The following is a 25,868-nucleotide window of genomic DNA, read 5'->3' on the forward strand; positions in this document are numbered from 1 at the left end:
TCATACGCTGAGGAACATCCCCGCCAGCGCCGCGCTCATCAGATTGCTCAGCGCGCCGGCGGCGAGCGCCTTGAGCCCCAGCCTGGCAATCACTGGGCGCTGGTTGGGCGCAAGGCTGCCCGAGACCGCCATCTGGATCGCGATCGAGCTGAAATTGGCAAAGCCGCACAGCGCAAAGGTGACGATGGCGACGGTGTGCGCGCTAAGGTCCTTCGCCGTACCGAGATCGATGAAGGCGACGAATTCGTTGAGCACGATCTTCGTGCCGAACAGGCCGCCGGCTTGCGCAGCCTCGGCCCAGTTGGGCGCGCCGAGGAGGAGGAAGACCGGCGCGAACACGGTGCCAAGAATCTGCTGGAACGAGAGGCCGGGATAACCCAGCCTTCCGCCGATCCCGCCCAATATGCCATTGGCCATCGCCACCAGCGCCACAAAGGCCAGCACCATCGCGCCCACGGCGACGGCGAGCCGCACACCGGTCTGCGCGCCCTGGCTTGCGGCCATGATGAGGTTGGCTGGGCGTTCCTCGTCCGGTGCGGCGACGGCAATGTGGGGGTTGTGCAGCGGGGTATCGTCGTGCGCATGCAGGGGCGGCGGGACATCGGGCATGATCAGCTTGGCCATCAGCACGCCGCCCGGCGCCGACATGAACGCGGCGGCGACGAGGTAGTCCACCCGGATGCCCATCGCGGCATAGGCCGCCAGGATCGTGCCCGCGACGCCGGCCATGCCCACCGTCATCACCGCGAACATCTGCGAGGGGCTTAGCGCGGCGAGATAAGGCCGGATCACCAGCGGGGATTCGCTCTGGCCGACAAAGATGTTGGAAGCCGCGCAGAGCGCCTCGACCCGGCTGATCCCGGTGACCCATTCGAGCCCGCCGCCGATCCAGCGGATCACCAGCTGCATGATACCGAGGTAGTAGAGGATCGAAATCAACGCAGCGAAAAACACGATCGTCGGCAACGCCGAGATCGCGAAGCTGCGCCCACCGATCGCGGGATCGGCGAGCGGACCGAACAGGAACGAGACGCCCGCCTTGGCATAACCGAGCAGGCCCTCGACCCCTGCGGCAGCGCCCTGCAGCGCAGCATTGCCCGGCGGGAACCACAGCACCAGCGCGGCAAAGCCCACTTGCAGCGCAAAGGCGGGGGCAACGATGCGCAGCCGGATCGCCCTGCGATTGGAGGACAGCAGAACCGCCACGGCCAGGATCAGCGCCATGCCGGCGAGGCTCATCAAAACGCGCATCGCGGGCCCGCCGCTCCCTTGAAAGACACTGTCCCGCATCGCTTAAACGGGATTTGGCGCAGGGTCAAAATCCCGCTAACCCTTGCCAATGCAACACACGTCACGCGCCGCAACGCCCTTAACTTCGGGCATTCCCACCTCGCTCTTCGCCTTTTCGTTGCTCTATGGCGGGCTTGTCGTGCTGGCCGGCGTGCTTGGCACCAAGATCGCCGCGCTCGGGCACTGGCCACTGCTTGGCGATCTGGCGGTCGAAAGCGGGATCTTCGCGTTCCTGCTGCTGGTTGTCATGGCCAGCGCCGTCGCTGAACTCTACGGGCAGGACGTAGCCAACACGCTGGTGCGCTTCGGCTTCGTGCCGCTGATCGTCTCGATGCTGCTGCTTACCTTCGTGATCAAGGTGGTGCCCCCCGCGCCGTTCTGGGGCGATCAGGAAGCCTATGCGCGCCTGCTCGGCCAAGGCGCCCGGATGCAGTTTGCGGGCCTTATTTCCTACGGCACCTCGCAGACGCTCAATGTCTATGTCTTCTCGCGGCTTGCCGGTGGACGCGGGCGGCTGTTGATCCTGCGCGCCTGGATCGCCAGCCTCCTCAGCCAGATGGTCGATACGCTGATCTTCATCACGATCTCGTTCGCCGGAGTAACGGATGCTGCCGGCGTGCCGCTGCCGATTGGCGAGATCATGGCGGGCCAGATCGCCGCCAAGCTGCTGCTCTCCACGATCATGGTGCCGCCGCTGATCTGGGCCTTCGTCAAGTTGGGCCGCAAGCTCGACGGCCAAAGCCAGACATTCCGCTAAATATTGCACCTTCGGGCTGCTTGGTCCAAAGCGCGGCGCATCATGGCAACCACGCACGATCCCGCAGCCGACGACGCCGCCCATCACAAGGCGATGCTCGCCAAGGCCGAAACGCTCACCGAGGCGCTGCCTTACTTGCAGCGATATGCGGGCAAGACCTTCGTGGTGAAGTATGGCGGGCATGCCATGGGCGATCCCGATCTCGCGCAGGATTTTGCCGAAGACATCGTGCTGCTGAAGGCAGTCGGCATCAATCCGGTGGTCGTCCACGGCGGCGGGCCGCAGATCGGGCGCATGTTGAAGGCCCTCGGCATCGAATCGCGCTTCGTCGATGGCCTTCGGGTGACCGACAAGCAGACCGCTGAGGTCGCCGAGATGGTCCTCGCCGGCGCGATCAACAAGGAACTCGTCAGCTGGATCGCTCGCGCCGGAGGCAAGGCCATCGGCATTTCCGGCAAGGACGGCGGCATGGTGATCGCCCGCAAGGTCGAGGCGAAGAAGGCCCCCAAGGCGATCAACGACGCCGAAAGCGGAGAAGCCATCGTCGTCGATCTCGGCTTCGTCGGCGAACCGGCGAAGATCGACACCACGGTGATCGACACCATCACCGGCGCCAACATGATCCCGGTGATCGCCCCGATCGGCGTGGGCGAGGATGGCGAAACCTACAATATCAACGCCGACACCATGGCCGGTGCGATTGCTGCAGCGCTCGGCGCGGCGCGGCTGTTCCTGCTGACCGACGTGCCCGGCGTGCTCGACAAGGAGCGCCGCCTGCTGACCGACCTCACCCCGGCAGACATCACCCGCCTTGCCGAGGACGGCACGATCAGCGGCGGCATGATCCCCAAGCTCGAGACCTGCGTCCATGCGGTGGAAGCCGGATGCGAGGCGGCAGTCGTGCTTGATGGGCGCGTGCCGCACGCGATGCTGATCGAAATTTTCACTGCGCGCGGTGCCGGTACGCTGATTCGCGCGTGAAGCCGGGTGCGGCGCAGGGAACCGGCGCGGCTGCGGGGCGTTGGCCTTGCATGATACACCGCTTTCTCTGCGCTGCCGCCCTGCTCGCCCTCGCGGCCTGCACGGCCCGGGCTCCTGCACCTTCGCCTTCTCCCACAGGCTCGCCGGCGGTTTCCCCCGCGGAGTCGCCTGCCCCGGATACATCAGCAACGCCTGATGCGCGCCCACCGCCTGCGCCGGCCCGTCCCCCCGCTTCGCGCGATCCCGACGTGGTCCTGCGCGCATGGGGCGATGCGATCGAGGCGCGCGATTGGGTGGTGGTCCGCGCCTTCTGGGGTGATCTGGGCGCGCGCAGCGGCCTTTCGGAGGCCGACTTCGCGGCACGGTGGGCCGGGCTGCACTATCCGAAAGTGACCTTTGGCAAGGGTGAAAGCGAAGGCGCGGCGGGCTCGATCTACTACACTGCGCCGGTCACGATCACCGACGGTTCGCGCATCATCACGGGCGAAGTCGTGCTGCGCCGGGTCAACGACGTCGACGGTGCCACGTCGGAGCAACTGCGCTGGCACATCGAAAGCACCACGCTCAAGCTCTGAAAATCGGCATTCCCACGGGTAAGGGTCTGGACAAATTTGTATGCAACACATACAAGTTTGTCCATCGCCGTCGGTCGTTCGGCGAGGGGCCCCTTGTGGCTTCGGGAGAGGGTCGGCTAGGAGCGTGCACTCCTTGCTGACATAGGGAATGCGTAATGCTGTTGTTCTCGCTGATTGCAGCCCTGATCAAGCTTATTCAGCTGCTTCAGATCGTTGTAATCATTTCGTTTATTTTGAGCATGCTGATCGCATTCAACGTGGTGAGCCAGCGCAACAAGGTTGTTTCGGCCTTGCTGACAGCGCTCAATGCGATCCTTGACCCGCTCTTGAATCCCATCCGCCGGGCGATGCCAAACACCGGAGCCATCGATTTCTCGCCGATGATCGTGATCTTCGGCCTGGATCTGGTTGTCCGCGTTCTCATCTTCCTCGCCGACATGACCACGCCGTACTGATCCAACTGCAACCCGAGAGTACTGCAATGACTGCCGCGATGATCGATGGGAAGGCCTTTGCCGCAACGCTGCGCGCGAAGGTGGGAGAGCTTGCCGCCGCGTTCGAAGCCAAAGCAGGCCGCAAGGCAGGCCTTGCCGTGGTGCTGGTGGGCGAAGATCCCGCGAGCCAGGTCTACGTCCGCTCCAAGGGCAAGCAGACCATCGAGGCCGGGATGGCAAGCTTCGAGCACCGCCTGCCCGCTGAAACGCCGGAGGCCGATCTCCTCGCGCTGGTCGAGCAACTGAACACCGATCCTGCGGTCGATGGCATTCTCGTGCAGCTGCCACTACCTTCGCACATGGACGAGCAGAAGGTGATCTCCACGATCAACCCGGACAAGGACGTGGACGGTTTCCACGTGATCAGCGCAGGCCGCCTTGCGGTGGGCCAGCCGGGCTTCGTGCCCTGCACGCCGCTCGGCTGCCTGATGCTGCTGAAGGACCGGCTCGGTTCGCTCTCCGGCCTCGATGCGGTGGTGATCGGGCGTTCCAACATCGTCGGCAAGCCGATGGCGCAGCTGCTGCTGGCTGAGAGCTGCACGGTTACGATTGCGCACAGCCGCACCAAGGACCTGCCGCAAGTGGTGCGCCGCGCGGATATCGTCGTGGCAGCTGTCGGCCGTCAGGAAATGGTCAAGGCGGATTGGATCAAGCCCGGTGCGACCGTAATCGACGTCGGCATCAACCGCGTACCTGCCGCCGAGGCAGGCAAGACGCGGCTGGTCGGCGATGTCGATTATGCGGGCGCGATGGACGTTGCAGGCGCAGTTACGCCGGTGCCCGGCGGGGTCGGCCCGATGACCATCGCGGTACTGCTGCGCAATGCCCTCGTTGCCGCCTATCGGGGCGCCGGGCTGGAGTTGGCTGCGGACGCGATCTGAGGCGCTGCCTTTCTATTGCCGGCAGCCTGCTCTAGGCTTGCCCGCATGAAGCGCCTGCTAACCCTCGCCTTGCTCGCCCCCGCCCTGCTCACCCTCGCCCTGCCCGTTGCGGCGCAGGACCCGCGCGGGGGTCCAGCCAGCTTTGGCAGCGCCATCACCCCCATCGGCAATCCCAGCGCGCTGATTGCAGCGGAGAGCGCGTTTGCACGGCTGGCGCGCGAGAAGGGCCAGTGGTCCGCCTTTGCCGCGACCGCCACCGACGAGGCGGAAATGTTCGTGCCGCAGCGCGTGGCCGCCAAACTCTGGCTAAAGGGCCGCGCGAATCCGCCGCAAGCGGTGCAATGGCAGCCGAGCTCGGTCTGGATGAGCTGCGACGGCAGCGCGGGTGTGACCTTCGGCGGCTATCAGGCAGGCGCAGCAAATGGCTGGTTCTCCACCGTGTGGCAGCGCCAGCGCAAGAAGGGTGACTACAAGTGGGTACTCGATCAGGGCGGTGATCTCGCCGCGCCGCTGGCGGGGGCCGACTTCATCACCGGCAAGGTCGCCGATTGCCCGCCGCGCCCGCGCCGCGATCCGCTGGCGGACGCACCGCCCAAGCCCAAGCGCGGTGATCCGCCCCCGCCGCCTCGCCCGCTGGCCGGACCGATCCCGACGCTGACCGCTCCTGCCGGGTCCGATAGCAAGGATGGCCGCTCGATCGACGGCACGCTCGTCTGGCGCTCCACCGTACTGCCCGGCGGGACGCGCGAATGGACCGTGTGGCTGTGGCAGGACGGCAAGATGAACGAGGTGCTGAAGCGCACCGAAGTCGCGAAGAACGAGGGGTAGGATAATGCTGGCTCTGTTCCTCTCTGCCTTCACAACGCTGTTCGTGGTGATCGACCCGCCCGGCTGCGCGCCGATCTATGCCGGGCTGACGGCCAATGCCACGCCGCGGCAGGCCTTCATCATGGCCTTGCGCGCATGCCTGATCGCCAGCGGCATCCTCGTGGTCTTCGCGCTGTTCGGCGAGGATCTGCTCGGTGCGCTGCACATCGAACTCGACAGCTTCCGCATCGCCGGCGGCATCATGCTGTTCATGATCGCGATCGACATGGTGTTCGAGAAGCGCACCGAGCGGCGCGAGGAGCGGGCGGAGAAAGTGCGCGCCGCGCAGCCGCAGGTGGAGGACGTTTCCGTCTTCCCGATGGCCATGCCGATGCTGGCGGGACCGGGCTCGATCGCATCGGTCATGCTGCTCACCGCACGCGCGCATGGCTTGCCCGAGACGCTGGTGATCCTCGCAGCGCTCGGCGCGGTCATGCTGCTGAGCTTCATCGCGCTGGTCGCCGCGCGGCCGATCATCCGGGCACTGGGCTCGCAGGTCGAGGCGGTGATCACCCGGCTGCTCGGTGTGCTGCTGGCCGCGCTTGCCGCGCAGTTCGTGATCGACGGGATCAGGGCGCAGTTCTGAACTACTGCAGGGTCACGCGCCCGTCGTCCGAATCGCGGCGGCCGAAGAATTGCATGAGCTGGACCAGCAATTCGCACCGAGCAGCGAGGCTGTCGGCTTCGAGCAGGGCCTGCTTGGCGGCGGCATCGAACGGGGCGATTTGCGAGACGCCGTTGATCAGCGAGACATCGTCGAGCCGACCGACCGAATCCCAATCGACCGAATAGCCCTGCGCATCGGCAAAACGGCGCGCCTCGCGTTCGAACGAGGCGCGTTCGACCGCGCTGAGGCTGGCGCCCGCGTCATCCTCGATCAGCTCACCTTCGACCTGCCGGAACGGCGTGGTCACATCGAGTTCGCGCAGCAGGCGAAAGCGCGATAGCCCCTCGAGAATCACGTTGTAGCGCCCGTCCTCCATCGCTTCGACTTCGCCGATCTTGCCGACGCAGCCGATCTGGAACAGCGGGGCGCCATCATATTGGCCCTGCGGCTGGATCATTGCGATGCGCCGGTCACGCACCAGCGAATCGGAGATCATCGAGCGGTAGCGCGGCTCGAAAATGTGCAGGGGCAACTGCAGCCCGGGGAAGAGCAGCGCGCCCGTGAGCGGGAAGATCGAGAGGCGCACCGGCCTGCTGTCCTGCGCCATGGCTTAGCCGAACAGCACGGTGGAAAGCTTGCGGCGGGTGGCCGCAACCCACGGATCTTCAAGGCCGATGGCTTCGAATATCTGCAGCAGGCAGGTGCGCGCGGCGCCTTCGTTCCACGCCCGGTCGCGCGCGACCATGCCGAGGAGCAGGCCCGCCGCGCCATCGCGGTCACCGGCAGCATAGAGCCCGTTGGCGAGTGCGAGTTGCGCGTCCATGTCGTCCGGATTGGCGGCGACGGCGGCGCGCAGGCCGTCAAGCTCGCTGGGCTCGGGCGCATCGGCAGCGAGCGCGAGCGCGGAACGGGCCTGCGCCAGCGCGGGATCTTCAGCCAACTTGGGATCGAGCGCGGCAAGCACCTCCTCCGCCGCCGCCTTGTCGCCCGCCATGAGCAGCGCGCGGATCAGGCCGGACTGGGCGGCGGCATTGTCCGGCGCGATCTCCGCGATCTGGGAGAAGATGCCGACCGCGCGTTCACCATCGCCAAGCGCGAGCACTTCCTCACCCATGGCGAGGAGCGGGGCGATATCCTGCGCGGGTTCGTCCCCCGCCTGGATCGGAAGGCGCGCCAGCATCTGATCGAGCATCTGACGCAATTGCGATTCGCTGCGCGCGGGCGTCAGGTCCGCCACCGGCTGGCCCTGGAACATGGCATAGACCGTCGGGATCGAGCGCACCTGGAACTGCGCGGCGATGAACTGTTCCTCATCGACGTTGATCTTGGCGAGGACGACGCCCTTTTCAGCGTATTCGCCGCAGACTTTTTCTAGCAGCGGGGTGAGCGCCTTGCACGGCCCGCACCATTCGGCCCAGAAATCGAGCACGACGAGCTTGGTCATCGATGGTTCGACCACAGCCTTGCGGAAGCGGTCCACCGCTTTCTGCTCTTCGAGATTGAGGCCAAGGCTTGCCACTGGTCGGTCTCCGCGCTGAAACGTGAATGAATGTCTTGCCCCCATGTGGGAAGCGGGGGCGGTTCGGCAAGGGCATTTGCGGGCAAGAGGGCAAGCGATGGGGCCTGCGCGCATTTTTGCTGTTGCGCGGGCCAGCCCATGAAGCTAAGGGCGCGCTTCACCCCGGTCGGGGGCCTTCAGGCAGCCCGATCCGAAACGCACGAGCGGGCGTAGCTCAGGGGTAGAGCACAACCTTGCCAAGGTTGGGGTCGAGGGTTCGAATCCCTTCGCCCGCTCCAGTTTTCCCCAAGAAAACTAATTAGTTGCACCTCGCGTAGCTCGCGAGGGCTTGGTGACAAAGCTCCAATCGCTCGCCGTTGTCACCACATTGTCACCAATTCAAATCCAACTCAGGGCTGGTCAGGCGTTCTCCCAAGTTCAGCTTAGACTGATCGCATCGATCGCCGATCTCAAGCCTGTCGGCCCGAGTGAGCTACTTTGGCATAGGCACTGGTAGGCGGATCGCTCGCTCCGCCGCAGAACCATCCACTCGCATTAGCCGCTAATCCCTGGGCTCGAAGCCTGCCCTCCTTCAATCAACCCGTGAAGGGTCCGCTACGCGTGCGCGTGCGGCCGCAGCTTTGCTGCGGTGATTGCGGCCAGCCCCCGGCCTGTGGGGCGACTGTCGAGCGGGGTGGTCCCGCTCCTAGGCAGGAGCCGCAACATGCCACTGGCAACCGCACAATCGCTTGGCTGGAACCTCTCCCGGACGCTGATGACGGTCATCGTCCTCATCGAAACCAATCAGGGCTACTTCGTCATCCCCGCTGACGAATTTGACGGTGACCCCAAACAGGTGGTTCGCGAATATGACCCCTTCAGCCGCTAACCTCAGGCACATTTCGCCTTTTCGGCCTGTGCCCTGCCGTGCTATTCTTGCACCGCAGATTGCGCTGAGGAGGTGGTGGCGAGCGCGTCCAGACAAGGGACGCTTATGACCATTTTTCTCATCCTCGGGGCCGTGGCTGGCCTTTATGTGCTCGCGCTGCTCTTCCGCCTCGCCAGCTACGCGCTGCCTGTCTATGCCGGGCTCACTTGTGCTTTCCTGCTGCTCGGCCACGATGTTGGCCATCTCGGAGCAATCCTGGGCGGACTGGCGGCAGGCATTGCCACGCTTCTGATTGTGCAGGGCCTCATTGCCTTCATCCGCTCTCCCATGATCCGTGTCGGGATCGCGTGCCTCTTTGCCATACCCGCGGGCTTCGCCGGTTTTCAGGCCGCGCACGCGCTTGGATCACTGGCAACGGACAACAGCATGCTGCTGGCGATCCTTGGATACATCGCTGCTATGGCGACATCCCTCTCGGCATGGCGAAGCGTGACGATGTCGGAGCGTGATACGCACGTCACCTCACAGTTTGCCGGTCCCGTGGCTGGGCAAGCCTCTACAGGCCAATCCATGTCGGCCGAGTGATGGCGTGAGGGGCCAATACCGCCGGTCCGGTCGCTTCCTTTGCTTGACCGATTTTGAACCGAGGGTTCAGGGCCTGCGTTCACCCGAGCCAGTGCATGCGATCTGCATCTGGCGTCCTTCCCGGCAGAACCGACCAGTACGGCCTCTTTCGATCCGCGCCCATGTCAGCCAGACGCTTCGCTTGGCAGGCTTGCCGAAACGGTGCTTGCCGAACTTTCTTCCCCCGGCGTTCCGCCGTTCCTCGCGAGACAAGAAAGCCCGGCCACACCGTCCTTCGCTAACGCTGCGGGCTGACGCTGCGGCACCTTGCCACTGCCTGACCCTTTTCCGCGCATCGAGGCCGCACTGGCGCGGTCCCGTCCAACGGAAAGGAAATACCCATGGCAAAGATCGGCAACTTCAAAATGGTTTCGGGTGAACTCCGCGGCCAGATCGTCACTCTCGCACTTCAGGCCAAATCAGTCAGGATCGTCGCGGATGAAAACACCAGCGGCAATGCCCCCACCCATCGGGTCCTCATCGGCGAAGTCGAAATCGGCGCAGCCTGGAAAAAGCACACCCAGGACGACCGGCCGTACCTCTCGGTGAAGCTCGACGACCCCAGCTTCATGGCGCCCATTTTCGCCCAGCTCTTCGAAGCCGAGGACGGCAGTCACGATCTGGTCTGGAACCGCCCGAGCCGCCGCAACGACCATTGAATCGGCCAAGTCATCGCCCGGGTCACACCGGGCGATGACGAATCCCTAGTATATTGGGTGGCAGTATATTAGGGTTACGCCGACCCACGAAGCATGAGGCTTCGGGAGATTTTTGGGACGAATTTAAGGCGATTGCGACACGCCAGTGGGCTTTCGCAGGAGGAATTGGCGCATCGTGCCGGAATCAACCGAAACTATGTCGGCCTTCTCGAACGCGCAGCCAATTCGCCGACGCTCGACACAATCGAGCGACTCGCAGAAGAACTTGCCGTCGATCCCGTGCAATTTTTCGAAAAACCTGGCGGTCGTTGAACGCAAACCTACCGTCATTCACCGAATCTCAGCAGCAATTTTACAATTTCTGAACTACAACAGGCAGATCATTGCCTCTGGGAATGTTTTGTCCCGGCAATCTGGGCTCGGCATTATCCGATGCTGGGGATAGCGCTCTGCCCGATTGGGGATAAGTTCACCCTGCTTCTCTGCGCGCGTTGCAGGGGCGCAGTCACTAAACAGGTTTTGCTACAAGGAGAGACCCATGTCGGCTCCTGAGTTTGCCGATGAACCACCGCAGTCAGGCCGATTGAGCGAGTATGATGAGCGCCACCTCGTCACGTATCTTCGCCTGCTGGATGCTGAAAAGGACGGGGCTTCATGGGAAGAGGCGGTTTCGATCATCTTCGCCATCGATCCTGCCAGTGAGCCGGAGCGCGCGCGCAAGGTCTATGATGGCCATCTCGCCCGCGCCAAGTGGATGACGGAACACGGCTACAAACACCTTCTGGTCCCGCGAACCCAATAAAACCGGGTAGTTAAGACCAATATGGCGCAATCGATTGTGCCCCCCCTCGGGGGAGCCCGGAACTGACTCGAGCACTTCTCTCATCAGGGCTCCGACATGATCGTTCGACTCCAAAAAAACCTCATAGGAGAGGTGCGATGGAGAAGCCGCCCGACTGGCGTTCGGAGAATTACGCCAAAACGTTTGAAACCTATGACCGCGCAGATTTCGCGCAGGAGTTTCTTCGCCGCAATCCCGACTATCGCGACCAATATGCTGAAGCCGTTGACGCTGCGCCACTCGCGCTGAGTCGTCTGGCCCGGCACTGGGGGTTGGTCTTTCGCTGCGGACCCTGACCTCCCGGCCCACCATCTCCCGATCATCTGGCACCCATCTACCGCGGCCAGCGTCATCCTTTTGCGCCCGGCTCCTTTCCCTTGCGACGGCTGCAGCCAAGCCGAAATTGTCGACGGCATGAATATCGCGGCCGAGCACCGCGATGAGGAAGGGCGGCATCTCGTCCTCTCGACGGCGAAGCGCCGCTACCGCCTGAATATTTGCGGCGAGACAACAGAGACCGAACCGCTCGCCTATGTTCTTCCGGGCGACGCATTTTGGGAAACACGGAAGGCCGCCGTTTCCGATTTTCATGACCATTGCGGTCTCGGGCATGTGAAGAAGCTCCCGTTCTGCCTTGCGCCCGGTCCGTCAGAGCACTGGCGTCTGGTCCAATGGCTTCGGTTGCTCGATGCGCTGTCCGGCGGTGCAACCACGCGCGAATTGGCCATCGAACTTATCGCCCGCGATGCCGGGCGATATTCGGCCGCCGAATGGGACACGTCGAGCGAGCGTAAGCGGATTGCGCGCTGGCAGCGACAGGCGCTCGCTATGCGCGACGGCGGCTATATCGCCCTATTGAGCGGCCACTGATCGGGACATTCGGCAGCCACGCCTTATGTCCGTTCACCCAAATCCCTGAAAATCTCAAATCTCGCCTCCTGCTCGCCGGGCCAACCCCTTGTGTCCGGCACTTCACAGGAGACGTTTCATGGATGGAGATTTCGTCCCGGTATTCCCGCGCTATGTCAGGACGCCCGATGCTGCCGTGCATTTGGGTCTGTCAGCCCGCACGCTTGAAAAGCATCGTTGCTATGGGACGGGGCCGGCCTTTCACAAACTTGGTCGGCGGATTGTCTATGCCATAGTCGATCTCGATGCCTGGGCGCAAAATGGTCGCCGCAATTCAACATCCGATCCCGGACAAGGCATTTGCCTTTCAGCGCGACCGGTGCGCCGTTGATGCGAAGTTCAGCTGCCTCTTCCGCGCATGAAAAATGTGCGCAGCTCGACCTGTTCTACTCGATGCCCGGTGACATTGCCGCGCGCGATGCTCAGGATCTGATGTCCTGGCCCTTCTTCAGCCTTGCCAAGTCGCGGCGCTCCGCGCCGATCGACTTCGCAATGGGGGCCACATGGATCTCGGTCGAAGCCGTAGCCGAACACGGCATGGCGACCATCTGGGATGCCGACATTCTGATTTGGGCGGCGAGTCAGCTCGTCGAAGCGCGCGACGCAGGTCGCCCGACATCTCGGCACATCGCCGCCCGTCCGCACGAGATTCTGACCTTCATCGGGCGCGGGACTGGAAAGGACCATTATGAGCGGCTGCGCGCGGCGCTCGACCGCTTGCAATCGACGACCGTTGCCACGTCGATCCGCCAGCAGCACCAGCGCCGCCGTCACCGTTTCTCCTGGATCAACGAATGGCGGGAAACACTCGACGACCGTGGCCGCGCCGTTGGCATCGAGCTTATCCTGCCCGACTGGTTCTATGCGGGTGTGCTCGATCGCGGCCTGATCCTGACGATCGACCGCGCCTATTTTGCGCTGACAGGGGGCGTTGAACGCTGGCTCTACCGTATCGTGCGCAAGCATGGTGGACATCAGCGCGGTGGCTGGAGTTTCGACGTTCTGCACCTTCATCTCAAATCAGGTGCGCTTTCGCCGCTCAAGCAATTCGCATTCGAGCTGCGGACCATCGTCCGGCAGCAGTCTCTCCCGGGCTACCATTTGAGCCTTGAGCACAGCTTCGGCCGCGAGCGGCTGATCTTCAAACCCATCCCCGTCGACCCGTTCGTTGCCGCTGCCCGGCGCGTCGGTTTCCCTGTGGAGAAGTTGGCATGACATTCGGCCTATCAAAAACCGTCGGACTCGGCCCATCGAAAACCCGATCCTCGGCCTATCGAAAACCGGGACCATGCGGAAACCCGCAGAATTCTGAGGCAAATCGGCGCTCCTCTAACGATGCTAATAGAAAAGAATCCTTCGGATTCTTGCTAACCCTTTTGCAGCCTGTGGATAATCGCGGTGCCACCGTCCGCGTCAAGCCTGTCGGGTTCGCGGTGGCAGGAGCGCGGCCATGAGCGAGCCAACTGCGCAGCGGCACATCTCGTCGCACGCCATCAGGTCAGCAACAGCCAGCGCCCTGACCGAGGTCGAAGTGACCTGGATCGAGAAGCGCTACGAACAATGGATCCGCTTCGGGCGCATCGCGGCTGACACGATCATCAACCGCCGCACGCGCGTCATCGCATTCCGTCCCGGCGCGGTCTTCGCCTTCGTGCGCTGGTCGTCGAACGACTATGGCACCATCCATTCGTGCATCGACATCGTAACGGCAGTGGCACCAGGCGAGGCCTACACGACGTTGCCGTTTGTCCGTCCCGGCGCTGACATTCTGCTGCACATCGAGGGCTGGCCCAAGGTCGCACAGGTGTTGCAAGCCATTGACGCTGTTGAAGCCGCCGGGGTTGATCCGTGCGACGCATCGCCCGATCACTGGCGCCACGTCGGCAACCGGCTGAATGCCGGAATGCCGTTCCGGGCTTACACAGCGGAGCGGCACGCGGCCTGGCTCCGGCGCAAGGCGCTCGAAGCATGAGCCGCCGCCGCTATGTTCGCGCCACGATACTGTGGGCAGGCTTGTTCAGCGCCGGGTTCGCAGCAGTCGCCATGCTGTCGCCGCGACCGCGACTAATGTGGAACGCGAGCGCCAGTGCGCCCGTCGGCCTCTATCGCCTCGCGAGCGGCACACGCCCAAGGCTCGGCGAACTGGTCGCCATTGTGCCGCCGACTGCGACCGCGCGGATGATGGCCGAGCGCCATTATTTGCCAATCGGCGTGCCGCTTATGAAACATGTCGCGGCTTTGCCCGGGCAATGGTTGTGCCGCGCCGGCGCTGTCGTCTCGGTGGACGGCAACCGTGTCGCCATAGCCAAATCGCACGACAGATTGGGTCGGCCTTTGCCAAGCTGGCAGGGCTGTCACCGCGTTCGAACAGACGAATTGTTCCTGTTGAACCCGGCGCCTGATAGCCTTGATGGGCGCTATTTCGGTGCTCTGCCCGCAGCCGGCCTTATCGGCACGGCACACCCCATCCTTACCCGTGATGCACCTGACCAGCCCCTGCGCTGGCGTGGCTTTGGCGCATCCGCCGCTTCCCCAACCACCAACCAGGAGCACAGGCCATGATGATCGGCATCTTTCATTCCGCGCAAGACAGCTTCACCGGGCAAATCCGGACCCTCATGCTCGATGCTGTCGTGACGCTCGTCCCGGCCCCATCGAACGACAGCGACAATGCACCCGACTGGCGCGTGCTGCTCGGCGATGCCGAAACCGGCACTGAAATCGGTGCTGGCTGGAACCGCACAGGCGAACGCGCCGGTGCCTTTGTCGCGGTGCAGATCGACGACCCGGCCTTTGCCCAACCCCTGCGCGCCAACCTGCTTCGCTCCATGTCCCGTGACGACGAGCATCACCTGCTCTGGTCGCGTCCGACCAATCGCGATCGGAAATAGGCCATGACCGTTGCTTCGCTTCGCCGTCGCAGGTGTTCCGTAGTTCGGATTGCCGTTCGGCTGCGCCTTCACCTTCTCCTTCCCGGCACTTGTTTCGCTCTCAGCTTGGCAGCGGCGACTTCTCCGGTTGCCGCAGTTGCGACGGTGCCTGACCAGTTTGCAGCGCATCCTTATGCGCCGCATGTCGCAGAGGCATCGCAGCGCTTCGGCATTCCCGAGCTGTGGATATGGGCTGTGATGCGGGCGGAAAGTCGCGGCAATTCGCGTGCGGTTTCGCCTGCAGGAGCCGTAGGGCTGATGCAGATCATGCCCGGCACTTGGTCTATGCTGAGCGCGCGACATGGCCTTGGCTCTGACCCGTTCGATGTGCGTGCGAACATCCTTGGAGGTGCGGCATATCTGCGCGCCATGTGGGATCGGTATCGCAATGTCAGCTTGATGCTGGCGGCCTACAATGCCGGACCAAGCCGTGCCGATGACTATGCTGCCGGTCGTCGCAGTCTTCCGGCAGAAACCGTCAACTACGTCGCCCAGATCGCGCCAAGTCTTGGAATGGCCAGCATCGCTTCGCCTGCTGCCATGTCACCTGCCAATGCTCATCCTTGGCGTCAGGCTACATTGTTCGCACCGCGCGGCGATGGAGAAGCGAGCAGCACTGACGGTGCTGCCGATGTGCAGCCACAGCGCACCCAGCTTGCGTCACCGTCGGCCTCTTTGCCGTTATCAAGCCCCGCGCCGCACCCCCTGTTTGTGTCGCTTTCACCGCGAAATCCGTGATGGGTTACACCAGCGCATCTCTGACGGTTCGGGCGTCGTGTCGGAAAGGTACGGCGGGGAGGCATGTGTTTGAGCGAGAGGGCAATTTTGGAGGGCAAGATAAAAGGAGTGCCAGCACCTGGCCCTCATGTGGTTGTTGTAGCGAGATAATTCCGTATGGCACCGGGCAAAGTCTGCCATACGATGTTTCCCAATCACCCGCAAAACTGCGGCGTAATCGTCTGGCACCTTCAAAATGAGCCGCGACGACAATGAATTTCGGGTGCGGCCGGGAAGAAGCAGGGACAGCGGTGCAGCCTCCGGGCGGCGGAGCCAGAAGCTGGCGGCTCAGGTCCAGCGGGCCGCCAGCAAGGCGGGCCATGCGGGTTCACGGCGAGCGGGTCTGAAACGCGGCAGTGGCAGCGGCAAAGCCGCGCGCGGGCGTCGGACGGTTGCCGCGATGCGCCGCACACCTGGCCAACGCCGCGTTACTGTCATGGCGCGCATCGCTCGCCATAAAGGTGCGCATTACCGCGCCGCACCGCTGGCAAAGCACATCAAGTATCTTGAGCGTGACGGCGTGTCCCGCGACGGGCGCGATGCTTCAATGTTTGATGCCCGGACTGATGGAGCGGACCGCGATGCCTTTGCAGGTCGTTGCGAAGCTGACCGGCACCACTTTCGCTTCATCGTCTCGCCCGAAGATGCCGGGGACATGGAAGACCTGCGCAGCTTCACCCGCGAATTGATGGCCGACGCGGCCAAGGATCTTGGCACCGAACTGGACTGGGTCGCCGTTGACCATTGGAACACCGACAATCCGCACATCCATGTGCTGGTGCGCGGCGTTGCCAGCGACGGCACTGATCTTGTTATTGACCGGGGCTATATCAGCGAAGGGCTGCGGTTCCGGGCGGAAGAGCGGGTGACGCTCGAACTGGGGCCGCGCACCGAGTTGGACATCCGCACCGCGCTCGAACGCGAGGTCGATGCAGAGCGCTGGACCAGTCTTGACCGGCAGCTTGAACGCTTGGGTCAGGACACCGCAGGCCTTGTCGATCTGCGTCCAGGCGGCGACGCCGATCCCGAAATGCGCCGGCTGCTGTTGGGCCGCGCCGCCAAGCTGGAACAGCTGGGACTGGCGGCGCGCGAAGGTCCTGCGGTGTGGGCTCTGGAGCGCGGTGCCGAAACCACACTGCGCGATCTTTCGGTGCGCAACGACATCATCAAGACGATGCACAATGCCATGACCCGCGACGGCGGGCAGTTTGATGTTTCGGCATTGGCCCTGCATCAGGACGTTCCAAGCGAACCGGTCATCGGACGCCTGGTCGAACGTGGCCTCCACGACGAGCTGACGGGCAGTGCCTATGCCATCGTCGACGGTGTCGATGGCCGCACGCACCATCTGCGGTTCAAGGACATCGAGATGACCGGCGACGCCAAAGCCGGATCGATTGTCGAACTGCGCTCATGGGAGGATGCCAAAGGGCATGACCGCCTGTCGCTCGCTACGCGATCAGACATACCCCTCGAGGCACAGATCAAAGCACCTGGCGCGACGTGGCTTGATCGCCAGCTTGTTGCCCGCGATCCCGTGGCAACGGGCAAGGGTTTCGGGCGCGAGGTGCGCGATGCGTTGGATGCCCGCGCCAGCCATCTCGAAACGCAGGGGCTTGCCCGCCGGCAGGGCCAGCGGGTCATCCTTGCTCAGGATCTCGTCGGGACGCTGAAGAATCAGGAACTGACGGCCGCCACGCAGGCCATCGCCGCGCGCACGGGACTTGAGCACAAACCGTCGGGCGCAGGCGACTATGTCAGCGGCATCTACCGGGAGCGGGTGACGCTTTCGACGGGCCGCTTTGCGATGATCGACGAAGGGCTGGGCTTCCAGCTCGTGCCCTGGCGCCCGGCGCTCGATCAGCACCTCGGCCAGCACATCACCGGCACCATGTCGCCGGGCGGTACTGTCGACTGGGCCTTGGGCCGCGGACGCGGGATCAGCCTGTGACCCTCATTTACCCCCTCAACAGGAGTAACTTTCAATGAACGCCACCCGTATTCTCTGGGGTCAGGTCATCGCCGTCATCAGCGTCACCTTGCTTGGCATCTGGTGTGCCACCCAATGGACGGCCCACGCCCTTGCGTACCAACCCGAGCTCGGCCAGCCCTGGTTCTGGCTTGGTTCTTGGCCAATCTACCCGCCCTACGCCTTCTTCTGGTGGTGGTTTGCGTTTGACGCCTATGCACCACAGATCTTCCAGACCGGCGCTTTCATCGCGGTCTCGGGTGCCATGGCCGCCATAGTCATCGCGATCGCCATGTCGGTGTGGCGCGCGCGGGAGGAGAAGCAGTCAGAGACCTATGGGTCTGCGCGGTGGGCAACCGACAAGGAAATCCGCAAGGCTGGCCTCCTGAAGCAAGACGGTGTGGTGATCGGCTCGCACAAGAACCAGTATCTGCGGCACAATGGCCCCGAGCATATTCTCTGCTTTGCGCCGACCCGTTCCGGCAAAGGCGTTGGTCTCGTCATCCCGTCGCTGCTCGCCTGGCCGGGCAGTTGCATCGTCCACGATATCAAAGGCGAGAACTGGGATCTGACGGCGGGCTTTCGCGCGCGGCATGGCCGCGTCCTGCTGTTCGATCCGACCAACCCCGCATCCAACCCCTACAATCCGCTGCTCGAAGTCCGGAAGGGCGATTGGGAGGTGCGTGACGCCCAGAACATCGCAGACATATTGATCGACCCCGAAGGGTCACTGGAAAAGCGCACGCATTGGGAGAAGACCAGCCATTCGCTGCTCGTCGGCACGATCCTGCACGTCCTTTATGCCGAGAAGGACAAGTCGCTAGCCGGGGTTGCTGGCTTCCTTTCCGATCCGCGCCGTTCGATAGAAACCACGCTGCACCGCATGAAGACGACCCCGCACCTGGGTAAAGACGGTGTCCACCCCGTTGTAGCGGCCGCAGCACAGGAACTGCTGAACAAGTCTGACAATGAAAGGTCTGGCGTCCTGTCGACGGCGATGTCGTTCCTCGGCCTCTACCGCGATCCTGTAATTGCGCAGGTCACCGGAGCCTCGGACTGGCGCATCACCGATCTTGTCGATTCAACGGCACCTGTGTCGCTCTATCTGGTCATTCCTCCTTCCGATATCAGCCGGACCAAGCCGCTCGTCCGCCTGATGCTCAATCAGATCGGTCGCCGTTTGACCGAAGAACTGAGAGCCAAGGGTCGCCGGCAGCGCGTGATGTTCATGCTCGACGAATTCCCGGCTTTGGGAAGGCTCGATTTCTTCGAAAGCGCCCTGGCCTTTGTTGCAGGCTACGGGATCAAGGCATTCCTGATCGCGCAGTCGCTCAACCAGATTGAAAAAGCCTATGGATCGAACAACGCCATTCTCGACAACTGCCATGTCCGCGTCGCGTTCGCGGCCAATGATGACAATACCGCCAGCCGCGTTTCCAATGCCCTTGGCACCGCGACCCAGATGCGGGCGATGAAGAATTATGCCGGACATCGGCTCTCACCATGGCTCGGCCATATCATGGTTTCACGGACCGAGACCCCAAGGCCGTTGCTAACGCCCGGTGAAGTTCAGCAATTTTCTGAGCACGAGGAGATTGTACTGGTGGCCAGCACTCCGCCGATCCGCGCGGAAAAGGCAAAATACTTTGTCGACCCGAGGTTCCGCGCGCGCCTTCTACCGGCACCCACCCCCAAACCGCTGCACCCGAAAAAACGGCCAACGGACGACTGGTCCGCGCTCGCACCCATTGCGGCACCGCTGCCGACCAAACCAGCCCAGGCCGAAGCGAAAAGCTCCGAACAGCCGCCTGTTGATCAGCCAAAGCCGGATGTGCCGTCAGATGCCGATGGGGCCGAATCCGAAAATGATACGGCAAACTCCGGCATCAGGCGAGAACCCGAACTGGGGGAACATGAGGATGTCGTTCCCGCCCCCAAGCTACCGGTCAACGAGTTCGATCTTGATCGCGATGCGCCCGAGGATGACGCAGCCAGGGTCAAACGGGAAGCCGATCGCACTATGAACCGCAATGCCCGCAATGCATCGCTCGACCCCGATGACGGCATCGACCTGTGAGGAAGAAGCCCCACAGCAAACAAACCTTCCGGCTCGATATCGAACTGGCCAAATTGCTGGAGGAACGCGCTCATGCCCGCGGCGTCTCGCGCACCGAAGTGGTGGAGGCGGCGTTGATGTCCCTGCTTCAGTCCGATCAGGATGAGCGGATGGAAGCCGCTCTGGCAAGGCGGCTCGATCGCCTGTCGCGGCAACTGGACCGGCTCGAATGGCATGTGGAATTGACGAACGAAGCGATTGGCCTGTTTGTGCGCTTCTGGCTTACCAGCAATCCGCCGCTGCCCGACACGGCAATGAAGGCGGCGCAGGCGATGGGCAAGAAGAGGTGGCAGGGCTTCGTGGAATCACTCTCGCGGCGGATGGAGGCGGGGCCGAAGCTGCGGGATGAAGTCGAACTTGGGAAGTCCGACGCATCAATCAGCTGACCAGGGAGATCACCCTCAGCTTCATCAACACGCCAATCCCTGTCATGCAAACTCAAAGGCGCATTACCTGAAAACTGCCGGCTTGAGAATCGGAGCGCCGGGGCTCCGTTCATCATAACTGTCGCGTGCCCCCCCCGTCGATCTGCCTCTCAAGCCTCTCTTTGTTGGGAATCAGATCGGCGATGGAGAATTGATCCAGATGGCGGGAAAATGACTCCAAACCGCCTGTCAATACATGCCGTAACCCGCAGACTGGGGTGACTACGCAAGTGTTGGTTGCCGGGTCGAAACATTCAACGAACGTCCCTGTATCTTCCATGGTCCGGACAATGACGCCCACATTCAATTCGGCAGGCGCGAGCGCCAGCTTGAGACCGCCGCTGCGGCCCCGCACGCTTTCGACAAAACCTTCGGCGGTGAGCCGCTGAGCCACCTTCATCAGGTGGTTCTTCGAAATGCCATAGGCGCTGGCAATGTCGGCGATGGAATGATGGCCGTCTTTCACCGCCAAAAACATCAGCGTGCGCAGGGCATAATCGGTTTGAAGCGAGAGTCTCATAAAAGATGCATATCATATATTGCATTTAACCGCCAACCGCCTAAACGATGCATATGAAATACCTCTTAATCGAGTCGAGACTGTGACGGGGTCAGAGCATGTCGCGCAAGTGCGCGCTCGCAAGATGGCTGACGCATTCATTTCCCAGCTCGTAGAGCAATTCTACGGAGCTATTCGGGCTGATGAGATGCTCGGCCCGATATTTGGTGCAAAGGTCAGCGACTGGCCGCATCATCTGGCGCGGATGAAGGATTTCTGGGCCTCGATCATGCTGGAATCGGGTCGTTTCAGTGGCAATCCCATGCGCAAGCACACGGCTATCGGTGGGCTTGATGCAGAGCATTTTGCGCGGTGGCAGTCTTTATGGGACGTGACACTCACCCGGATCGCACCGAACGAGGAAGTGGCAAACCGGTTTCGCGACGCGGCGCGGCGCATTGGCGAAAGCCTGCTGACCGGCATCCAAATCGAGCGCGGTGGTCTCGCCGCAATTTCCGCCAAGGTGCTTGCCTGATGTCTGAACCTTATGCCTCATCCCCTATCTTCGACGAGCAGACTTTGCCCGATGCGCTGCGCAACGATCATCGCACCAAAACCGGGACGTGGGGCCTGCTGCGCGTCCTGGAAGGCGAAGTCCGGCTGATCTTCACCGAGCCGCATACGGAACACCGTGTCACGCCGGATAGTCCCGCCATCATCCCACCACAGGCGACGCATTATGTTGTCCCCGTCGGGGCAATGCGCATGCAGGTTGAGTTCTGGCGCGAACGGCCCGATCTGAGCAAAGGACCGGTCAATGGATGACCTTGTTCTGGCGCGCGCTATCCATGTGATCGCGGTGTTGTTCTGGATCGGCGGCGTCGGATTTGTCACCTGGGTTGTCATGCCCGCGCTGCGGGCCAGCGAACGCCCCGCAGACCGCCTTGCCCGGTTTCATCAGATCGAGGGCCATTTTGCATGGCAGGCGCGCATCTGGGTCACGCTGGCCGGGGCAAGCGGGCTGTGGCTGATCTACCGCGCCGATATGTGGAGCCGGTTTGCCGAGCTTCGCTTCTGGTGGATGCATCTGATGGTGGCGCTGTGGGCCGTGTTCGCGCTGATGCTGTTCGTGCTGGAGCCCTTGGTGTTGCATCGCCGCATGGCAAGCTCAACCACACCAGAAGCTGATTTCGCGCGCATGATGCGATTGCATCAGGTGCTGAGCCTTTTGGGCGTTGTGGCCGTGTTTGGCGCGGTTGGCGGCAGTCACGGCCTTTTCTGAACTTTGGGGGGACGACCATGGAAAGCTACGAAACGACATTCAGTATCAAGCGGCTGTGGTGGATCCTGACCGTTGGGATGGTTGTCATGTTCGGTATCATGCTGCTGCTTGGCCAGCAGATTTACCAGCAGGCTCCGCCCATCCCAGCAGCTGTGAAATCGACCAGCGGCGAAACCCTGTTTACGCGCGCGGACATCGAGACCGGTCAGAATGTCTGGCAGTCGATCGGCGGCATGGAGCAAGGCTCGATCTGGGGCCATGGCAGCTATCTCGCGCCCGACTGGAGCGCGGACTGGCTGCACCGTGAGGCATCGGCTTTGCTCGCTCTGCAAAGTTCTCACCCCATTGCAGGCGCCACTCCGGCGCAGAATGAAGCGATGCACAAGGCGGCGCTGCAAGAGGAAATGCGCACCAACCGCTATGATCCGGCAACCGGCATCATCACGGTCAGTGACACCCGCGCAGCGGCCATCAAACAAGTGCAGACGCATTTCGTCAGCCTCTACGAAGGCAATGACACCGCCGCGCTGGCGCTGCGCAAAGCCTATGCCTTCCCGGTCTATGGACAGCTGTCGCCTGAAGAGGCGCGGCAGGTTTCGGCATTCTATTTCTGGTCGGCCTGGGGCGCGACAACCAACCGCCCCGGCGACACCATAACCTATACCAGCAATTGGCCGCACGAACCGCTGGTCGGCAATGTCCCGACAACAGGCACGTTGCTGTGGAGTCTGGCCTCGGTCATTCTGCTGCTGGCAGCAGCAGGCGCTCTGATCGCCTATTATGCCAAGCAGTTTGACCTCTGGCGCAGCGACATATTGCCAGAACAAGGCATGGCGGCTTCCGATGTCCTGAGCGGGGCGGTCATCACCCCGTCGATGCGCGCAACGGCCAAATACTTCTGGGTGGTCTGCGCCCTGTTCGTCACGCAGGTGCTGCTGGGCATTGTCACCGCTCATTACGCGGTTGAGGGACAGGGGCTCTACGGCCTGCCTTTCGCCGAATACCTGCCTTATACAATAACGCGGACTTGGCACACCCAGCTGGCAGTCTTGTGGATCGCCACAGCGTGGCTCGCCACCGGACTATATGTCGCGCCAATGCTTGCCGGCCGCGATCCTAAATTTCAGCGGTTCGGGGTCAACTTTCTGTTCGTCAGCCTGCTGATCATCGTGATCGGCTCGTTTGCCGGGCAATGGGCGGCTGTCCATCGTTTCTTCCACGATTTGACCGCCAATTTCTGGTTCGGTCATCAAGGCTATGAATATGTCGATCTCGGCCGATTCTGGCAGATCTACCTGCTGATCGGACTGCTCTTGTGGGTCGCATTGGTCGTGCGCGCGCTGTGGCCCGTGCTTCAGGAGAAGGGCAGCAAATCGCTGATCTATCTCGTCCTGGTATCGGCGCTGGCCATTGGCCTGCTTTACGGTGCTGGGCTGATGTGGGGCCAGCATACCAACATCGCAGTCATGGAATATTGGCGCTGGTGGGTGGTGCATTTGTGGGTGGAGGGCATTTTCGAAGTCTTCGCCACCGCCATCATCTCGCTGCTGTTCGTCCGCATGGGTATTTTACGGACGTCCACCGCGACCGTGATGGTGCTGTTCGCCACAATCATCTTTCTGTTCGGCGGGGTGCTTGGCACTTTCCACCACCTGTATTTCAGCGGGACACCCACTTCGGTCATCGCGGTCGGGGCGATGGCTTCGGCTCTCGAAGTTGTGCCGCTGCTGGTCGTCGGCTTCGAGGCCTATACGCGCCACAAGGTTGAGCATGAAGCCGAGTGGGAGCGCACCTATCACTGGCCGTTCATGTTCTTCTCCGCCGTCCTGTTCTGGAATCTGGTCGGTGCGGGGCTGTTCGGGTTCCTGATCAACCCGCCCATCGCGCTCTATTACATGCAGGGGCTGAACACGACTGCCAATCACGGCCATGCTGCGTTGTTTGGAGTCTATGGGATGCTGGGGCTGGGGCTCACGCTCTACTGCATGCGCGGGCTCACCGACGTTACGACATGGAACCAGAAATCACTCAAAATCGCCTTCTGGTCACTCAACATCGGCATCGCGATGATGACGTTCCTGTCGCTGCTGCCGCAGGGTATCCTGCAAACCTATGCCAGTGTTGAGCATGGCTATGCCTATGCGCGTTCGGCGGAATTCATCCATAGCCCGATCATGCAGGCGCTGGTCTGGGCACGGGTGCCCGGGGATGTCGTCTTCAGCGTGGGTGTGTTTGCGTTCGCCTGGTTCATGTTCCGAGCATTCGTGCCAGGCAATCGGCAAAGCCGCACCTGACAGCACCGATTTCTTCGTTCCCAATTTTCTCAACCCACAACACCAAAAGGAATAACTGTGCGCAAACCACTGAGTGCCGAAACCAAAGCCATCGTAAAATCGACCGCGCCTGCATTGCAGCAGCACGGCCTTGCCATCACGACTCGCATGTATGAGCGGCTGTTCACCGACCCTGACGTGAAGGCCATGTTCGACCAAGCCGCGCAGGAAAGCGGGGAACAGCCGAAGCGTCTGGCTGGCGCTATCCTCGCTTATGCGCAGAACATCGACAAGCTGGAAACCTTGACGGCACCTGTCATGCGCATGGCTGCACGGCACGTGGAGACAGGTGTAAAGGCTGAACATTACCCGTTGGTGGCCAATGCCCTCTTGCCCGCGATCCGTGATGTTCTGGGCGAAGCTGCGACCGATGAGGTGCTTGGCGCATGGGGAGAGGCCTATTGGGCGCTTGCAGACATCCTCATCGGCAAAGAAGATATCCTGTACGCCGAGGTAGATAGCACTGGACTGGCTGGAGCCCTTGAACCAGCCTGAATCCAATGAAGAGCGAATTTGATGGCATCGAGGACACTGCTCCGCGAATAGTGTGGAGTCGCTACTACAGCATGTTTGTAGCGGCTCCGCCCGGACCCGGCGCGCGTGAGCGGTTGGTTGCGGTTGTAGGGGCCATCATCGGCATTGTGACGACGGGACTGCTGTGCGGCGTGCTGGCTGGTAGCGGCGCTGCACACCCTTTGTTAGTGGCGCCAATGGGAGCCTCGGCGGTTCTTTTGTTTGCCGTTCCAGCAAGTCCACTGGCGCAGCCTTGGTCGGTCTTGGGCGGGAATGTCCTGTCGGCCTTGGTAGGCATCGCCGTTGCCCTTGCCGTTCCTAATACTACCGTTGCAGCGGGGCTTGGTGTCGGCCTTGCGATTGCGATCATGTCGCTGGCGCGCTGTCTGCATCCGCCAGGCGGCGCGGTCGCCTTGTCCGCCGTGCTCGGCGGGGCCGCCGGAAGCGCGCATCCGTTCATGTTCGCGCTTTATCCCGTGGGTTTGAACTCACTGCTGCTGATCCTCGCTGGTCTGGCATTCCATCGCATGTCAGGCCACACCTATCCGCATCGAGTGAAGCTGACCGAAAGCACCCACGGCACGCAGGATTCTGCGCCGCTCAGCAGGAGCGGGGTGATGCCGAAAGACATTGATGCAGCGCTCGAAGGCTTTGGCGATACGCTCGATATCAATCGCGACGATCTTTTGCGAATCTTCGAATTGGCGGGCCTCAACGCGGCGGAGCGACAGGTCGAGCAGCTAAGCTGCAACGACATCATGTCACGCGACGTTATCACGATTGCGGCAACCGCACCGGTGGAGGAGGCGCATAGACTCCTGCGCGCAAGGCACCTGCGTGCGCTACCGGTAGAGAATGTCTCTCGCCAACTGGTCGGAGTAATCACATGGCCAGACCTCGATAAACAAGGGGCTTTTGCGGCGGAGATAATGGCGCCGGCAGATACGGCGCATGTGTCCGCGCCAGCGGCGGAACTGCTCGCCCCTCTCGCCAATGGTCACGGTCACGAGGTCATGATCGTGGACGACAACATGCAGTTGCAAGGCATCGTTACCCAAACGGACATCATTGCCAGTCTGATAACAAAAGCGGTCGCGCTCAATACAAAATGAGGGTTGTCACCTTTGGCTGCTGCTTCGGAGGCAGCCAAGC

At 62.4% G+C, this 25,868-nt stretch carries 33 protein-coding genes and 1 tRNA gene; 30 read left to right on the plus strand and 4 right to left on the minus strand.

Translation table 11 applies throughout. The annotated features are described in order from the left end of the window. Complete coding sequence (locus ACO06X_RS10605) at positions 1-1,251, minus strand: NupC/NupG family nucleoside CNT transporter (RefSeq protein ID WP_421836268.1); 1,251 nt, start codon at positions 1,249-1,251, stop codon at positions 1-3. A gap of 88 nt (positions 1,252-1,339) precedes the next feature. Between ACO06X_RS10605 and ACO06X_RS10610 the strand changes: the two genes are divergently transcribed. The 7 genes from ACO06X_RS10610 (at position 1,340) to ACO06X_RS10640 (ending at position 6,431) form a co-directional block, all read left to right on the plus strand. Further along, the gene (locus ACO06X_RS10610) at positions 1,340-2,047 is read left to right on the plus strand and encodes a queuosine precursor transporter (protein ID WP_421836269.1); all 708 of its coding nucleotides are present in this window, start codon (positions 1,340-1,342) and stop codon (positions 2,045-2,047) included. A gap of 42 nt (positions 2,048-2,089) precedes the next feature. After that, the gene (gene argB, locus ACO06X_RS10615; protein ID WP_298169009.1) at positions 2,090-3,028 is read left to right on the plus strand and encodes an acetylglutamate kinase; all 939 of its coding nucleotides are present in this window, start codon (positions 2,090-2,092) and stop codon (positions 3,026-3,028) included. A gap of 248 nt (positions 3,029-3,276) precedes the next feature. Beyond that, positions 3,277-3,603, plus strand: a complete 327-nt coding sequence (locus ACO06X_RS10620; RefSeq protein WP_421836270.1) for a hypothetical protein — start codon at positions 3,277-3,279, stop codon at positions 3,601-3,603. A 155-nt stretch (positions 3,604-3,758) separates the two neighbouring features. Further along, positions 3,759-4,058 (plus strand): YggT family protein, encoded by a 300-nt coding sequence (locus ACO06X_RS10625; protein ID WP_421836271.1) that lies wholly within the window; start codon positions 3,759-3,761, stop codon positions 4,056-4,058. A 26-nt stretch (positions 4,059-4,084) separates the two neighbouring features. Next, complete coding sequence (gene folD / locus ACO06X_RS10630) at positions 4,085-4,978, plus strand: bifunctional methylenetetrahydrofolate dehydrogenase/methenyltetrahydrofolate cyclohydrolase FolD (RefSeq protein WP_421836272.1); 894 nt, start codon at positions 4,085-4,087, stop codon at positions 4,976-4,978. 45 nt (positions 4,979-5,023) lie between these two features. After that, the gene (locus tag ACO06X_RS10635) at positions 5,024-5,806 is read left to right on the plus strand and encodes a hypothetical protein (RefSeq protein WP_421836273.1); all 783 of its coding nucleotides are present in this window, start codon (positions 5,024-5,026) and stop codon (positions 5,804-5,806) included. A 4-nt stretch (positions 5,807-5,810) separates the two neighbouring features. Next, positions 5,811-6,431, plus strand: coding sequence for a MarC family protein (locus ACO06X_RS10640; protein ID WP_421836274.1), 621 nt, complete (start codon positions 5,811-5,813; stop codon positions 6,429-6,431). Between the two features lies 1 nt (position 6,432). Here ACO06X_RS10640 and ACO06X_RS10645 read toward each other — a convergent pair whose 3' ends face one another. Next, positions 6,433-7,059 (minus strand): LON peptidase substrate-binding domain-containing protein, encoded by a 627-nt coding sequence (locus tag ACO06X_RS10645; RefSeq protein WP_298169023.1) that lies wholly within the window; start codon positions 7,057-7,059, stop codon positions 6,433-6,435. 3 nt (positions 7,060-7,062) lie between these two features. Next, the gene (locus ACO06X_RS10650; protein ID WP_421836275.1) at positions 7,063-7,971 is read right to left on the minus strand and encodes a tetratricopeptide repeat protein; all 909 of its coding nucleotides are present in this window, start codon (positions 7,969-7,971) and stop codon (positions 7,063-7,065) included. A gap of 203 nt (positions 7,972-8,174) precedes the next feature. Here ACO06X_RS10650 and ACO06X_RS10655 point away from each other — a divergent pair. The 17 genes from ACO06X_RS10655 (at position 8,175) to ACO06X_RS10735 (ending at position 20,050) form a co-directional block, all read left to right on the plus strand. Then, a tRNA-Gly gene (locus tag ACO06X_RS10655) sits at positions 8,175-8,249 on the plus strand. Between the two features lie 425 nt (positions 8,250-8,674). Next, on the plus strand, positions 8,675-8,839 hold the full coding sequence (locus ACO06X_RS10660; RefSeq protein WP_421836276.1) for a hypothetical protein: 165 nt from the start codon (positions 8,675-8,677) through the stop codon (positions 8,837-8,839). Positions 8,840-8,944: 105 nt separating this feature from the next. Then, entirely contained in the window at positions 8,945-9,424 is a 480-nt protein-coding gene (locus ACO06X_RS10665) for a hypothetical protein (RefSeq protein ID WP_421836277.1), read from the plus strand. 380 nt (positions 9,425-9,804) lie between these two features. Then, a complete protein-coding gene (locus ACO06X_RS10670) occupies positions 9,805-10,122 on the plus strand; it encodes a DUF736 domain-containing protein (protein ID WP_421836278.1) in 318 nt (105 codons plus the stop codon). A gap of 165 nt (positions 10,123-10,287) precedes the next feature. Next, positions 10,288-10,434, plus strand: a complete 147-nt coding sequence (locus ACO06X_RS10675; protein ID WP_421836279.1) for a helix-turn-helix domain-containing protein — start codon at positions 10,288-10,290, stop codon at positions 10,432-10,434. Between the two features lie 226 nt (positions 10,435-10,660). Further along, entirely contained in the window at positions 10,661-10,924 is a 264-nt protein-coding gene (locus ACO06X_RS10680; RefSeq protein ID WP_421836280.1) for a DNA -binding domain-containing protein, read from the plus strand. A 137-nt stretch (positions 10,925-11,061) separates the two neighbouring features. After that, positions 11,062-11,259 (plus strand): transcriptional regulator domain-containing protein, encoded by a 198-nt coding sequence (locus ACO06X_RS10685; protein ID WP_421836281.1) that lies wholly within the window; start codon positions 11,062-11,064, stop codon positions 11,257-11,259. Between the two features lie 118 nt (positions 11,260-11,377). Continuing rightward, positions 11,378-11,833: a DUF2285 domain-containing protein gene (locus tag ACO06X_RS10690; RefSeq protein WP_421836282.1), complete on the plus strand. Its 456-nt coding sequence runs from the start codon at positions 11,378-11,380 to the stop codon at positions 11,831-11,833. Positions 11,834-11,951: 118 nt separating this feature from the next. Next, positions 11,952-12,203 carry a helix-turn-helix transcriptional regulator gene (locus ACO06X_RS10695; protein ID WP_006964014.1) on the plus strand — a complete coding sequence of 84 codons (252 nt, stop codon included), beginning with the start codon at positions 11,952-11,954 and terminating at the stop codon, positions 12,201-12,203. Between the two features lie 62 nt (positions 12,204-12,265). Continuing rightward, the gene (locus ACO06X_RS10700) at positions 12,266-13,087 is read left to right on the plus strand and encodes a replication initiator protein A (protein ID WP_421836283.1); all 822 of its coding nucleotides are present in this window, start codon (positions 12,266-12,268) and stop codon (positions 13,085-13,087) included. 235 nt (positions 13,088-13,322) lie between these two features. Continuing rightward, positions 13,323-13,844: a DUF2840 domain-containing protein gene (locus ACO06X_RS10705; protein ID WP_421836284.1), complete on the plus strand. Its 522-nt coding sequence runs from the start codon at positions 13,323-13,325 to the stop codon at positions 13,842-13,844. Then, positions 13,841-14,434, plus strand: coding sequence for a S26 family signal peptidase (locus tag ACO06X_RS10710; protein ID WP_421836285.1), 594 nt, complete (start codon positions 13,841-13,843; stop codon positions 14,432-14,434). Before ACO06X_RS10705 ends, ACO06X_RS10710 begins: the two co-directional genes overlap by 4 nt. Continuing rightward, positions 14,431-14,763, plus strand: a complete 333-nt coding sequence (locus ACO06X_RS10715; RefSeq protein ID WP_421836286.1) for a DUF736 domain-containing protein — start codon at positions 14,431-14,433, stop codon at positions 14,761-14,763. Before ACO06X_RS10710 ends, ACO06X_RS10715 begins: the two co-directional genes overlap by 4 nt. A gap of 144 nt (positions 14,764-14,907) precedes the next feature. Continuing rightward, complete coding sequence (locus tag ACO06X_RS10720; protein WP_421836287.1) at positions 14,908-15,540, plus strand: lytic transglycosylase domain-containing protein; 633 nt, start codon at positions 14,908-14,910, stop codon at positions 15,538-15,540. A 235-nt stretch (positions 15,541-15,775) separates the two neighbouring features. Next, entirely contained in the window at positions 15,776-17,530 is a 1,755-nt protein-coding gene (locus tag ACO06X_RS10725) for a relaxase/mobilization nuclease domain-containing protein (RefSeq protein ID WP_421836288.1), read from the plus strand. Between the two features lie 34 nt (positions 17,531-17,564). After that, positions 17,565-19,625: a conjugal transfer protein TraG gene (locus ACO06X_RS10730; protein WP_421836289.1), complete on the plus strand. Its 2,061-nt coding sequence runs from the start codon at positions 17,565-17,567 to the stop codon at positions 19,623-19,625. Next, positions 19,622-20,050: a ribbon-helix-helix protein, CopG family gene (locus ACO06X_RS10735; RefSeq protein WP_421836290.1), complete on the plus strand. Its 429-nt coding sequence runs from the start codon at positions 19,622-19,624 to the stop codon at positions 20,048-20,050. The genes ACO06X_RS10730 and ACO06X_RS10735 overlap by 4 nt, the downstream gene beginning before the upstream one ends. 112 nt (positions 20,051-20,162) lie before the next feature. On the opposite strand, the gene ACO06X_RS10740 is transcribed toward ACO06X_RS10735, so the two are convergent. Then, positions 20,163-20,609 carry an RrF2 family transcriptional regulator gene (locus ACO06X_RS10740; protein WP_421836291.1) on the minus strand — a complete coding sequence of 149 codons (447 nt, stop codon included), beginning with the start codon at positions 20,607-20,609 and terminating at the stop codon, positions 20,163-20,165. Positions 20,610-20,691: 82 nt separating this feature from the next. Here ACO06X_RS10740 and ACO06X_RS10745 point away from each other — a divergent pair, with 82 nt between their 5' ends. Genes ACO06X_RS10745 through ACO06X_RS10770 form a run of 6 tightly spaced genes read left to right on the plus strand, consistent with a single transcriptional unit; the run spans position 20,692 to position 25,828 of the window. Continuing rightward, a complete protein-coding gene (locus ACO06X_RS10745) occupies positions 20,692-21,123 on the plus strand; it encodes a group III truncated hemoglobin (RefSeq protein ID WP_421839885.1) in 432 nt (143 codons plus the stop codon). Further along, positions 21,123-21,413, plus strand: a complete 291-nt coding sequence (locus ACO06X_RS10750; protein ID WP_421836292.1) for a DUF1971 domain-containing protein — start codon at positions 21,123-21,125, stop codon at positions 21,411-21,413. Before ACO06X_RS10745 ends, ACO06X_RS10750 begins: the two co-directional genes overlap by 1 nt. Further along, entirely contained in the window at positions 21,406-21,870 is a 465-nt protein-coding gene (locus tag ACO06X_RS10755) for a hypothetical protein (protein ID WP_421836293.1), read from the plus strand. Before ACO06X_RS10750 ends, ACO06X_RS10755 begins: the two co-directional genes overlap by 8 nt. 17 nt (positions 21,871-21,887) lie before the next feature. Next, positions 21,888-24,164 carry a nitric-oxide reductase large subunit gene (locus ACO06X_RS10760; protein ID WP_421836294.1) on the plus strand — a complete coding sequence of 759 codons (2,277 nt, stop codon included), beginning with the start codon at positions 21,888-21,890 and terminating at the stop codon, positions 24,162-24,164. 57 nt (positions 24,165-24,221) lie between these two features. After that, on the plus strand, positions 24,222-24,698 hold the full coding sequence (locus tag ACO06X_RS10765; RefSeq protein ID WP_421836295.1) for a globin domain-containing protein: 477 nt from the start codon (positions 24,222-24,224) through the stop codon (positions 24,696-24,698). A gap of 5 nt (positions 24,699-24,703) precedes the next feature. Further along, on the plus strand, positions 24,704-25,828 hold the full coding sequence (locus ACO06X_RS10770; protein ID WP_421836296.1) for an HPP family protein: 1,125 nt from the start codon (positions 24,704-24,706) through the stop codon (positions 25,826-25,828). Positions 25,829-25,868 lie beyond the last annotated feature (40 nt).

It is taken from the genome of Novosphingobium sp. (assembly GCF_965229225.1).
GTDB lineage: Bacteria > Pseudomonadota > Alphaproteobacteria > Sphingomonadales > Sphingomonadaceae > Novosphingobium.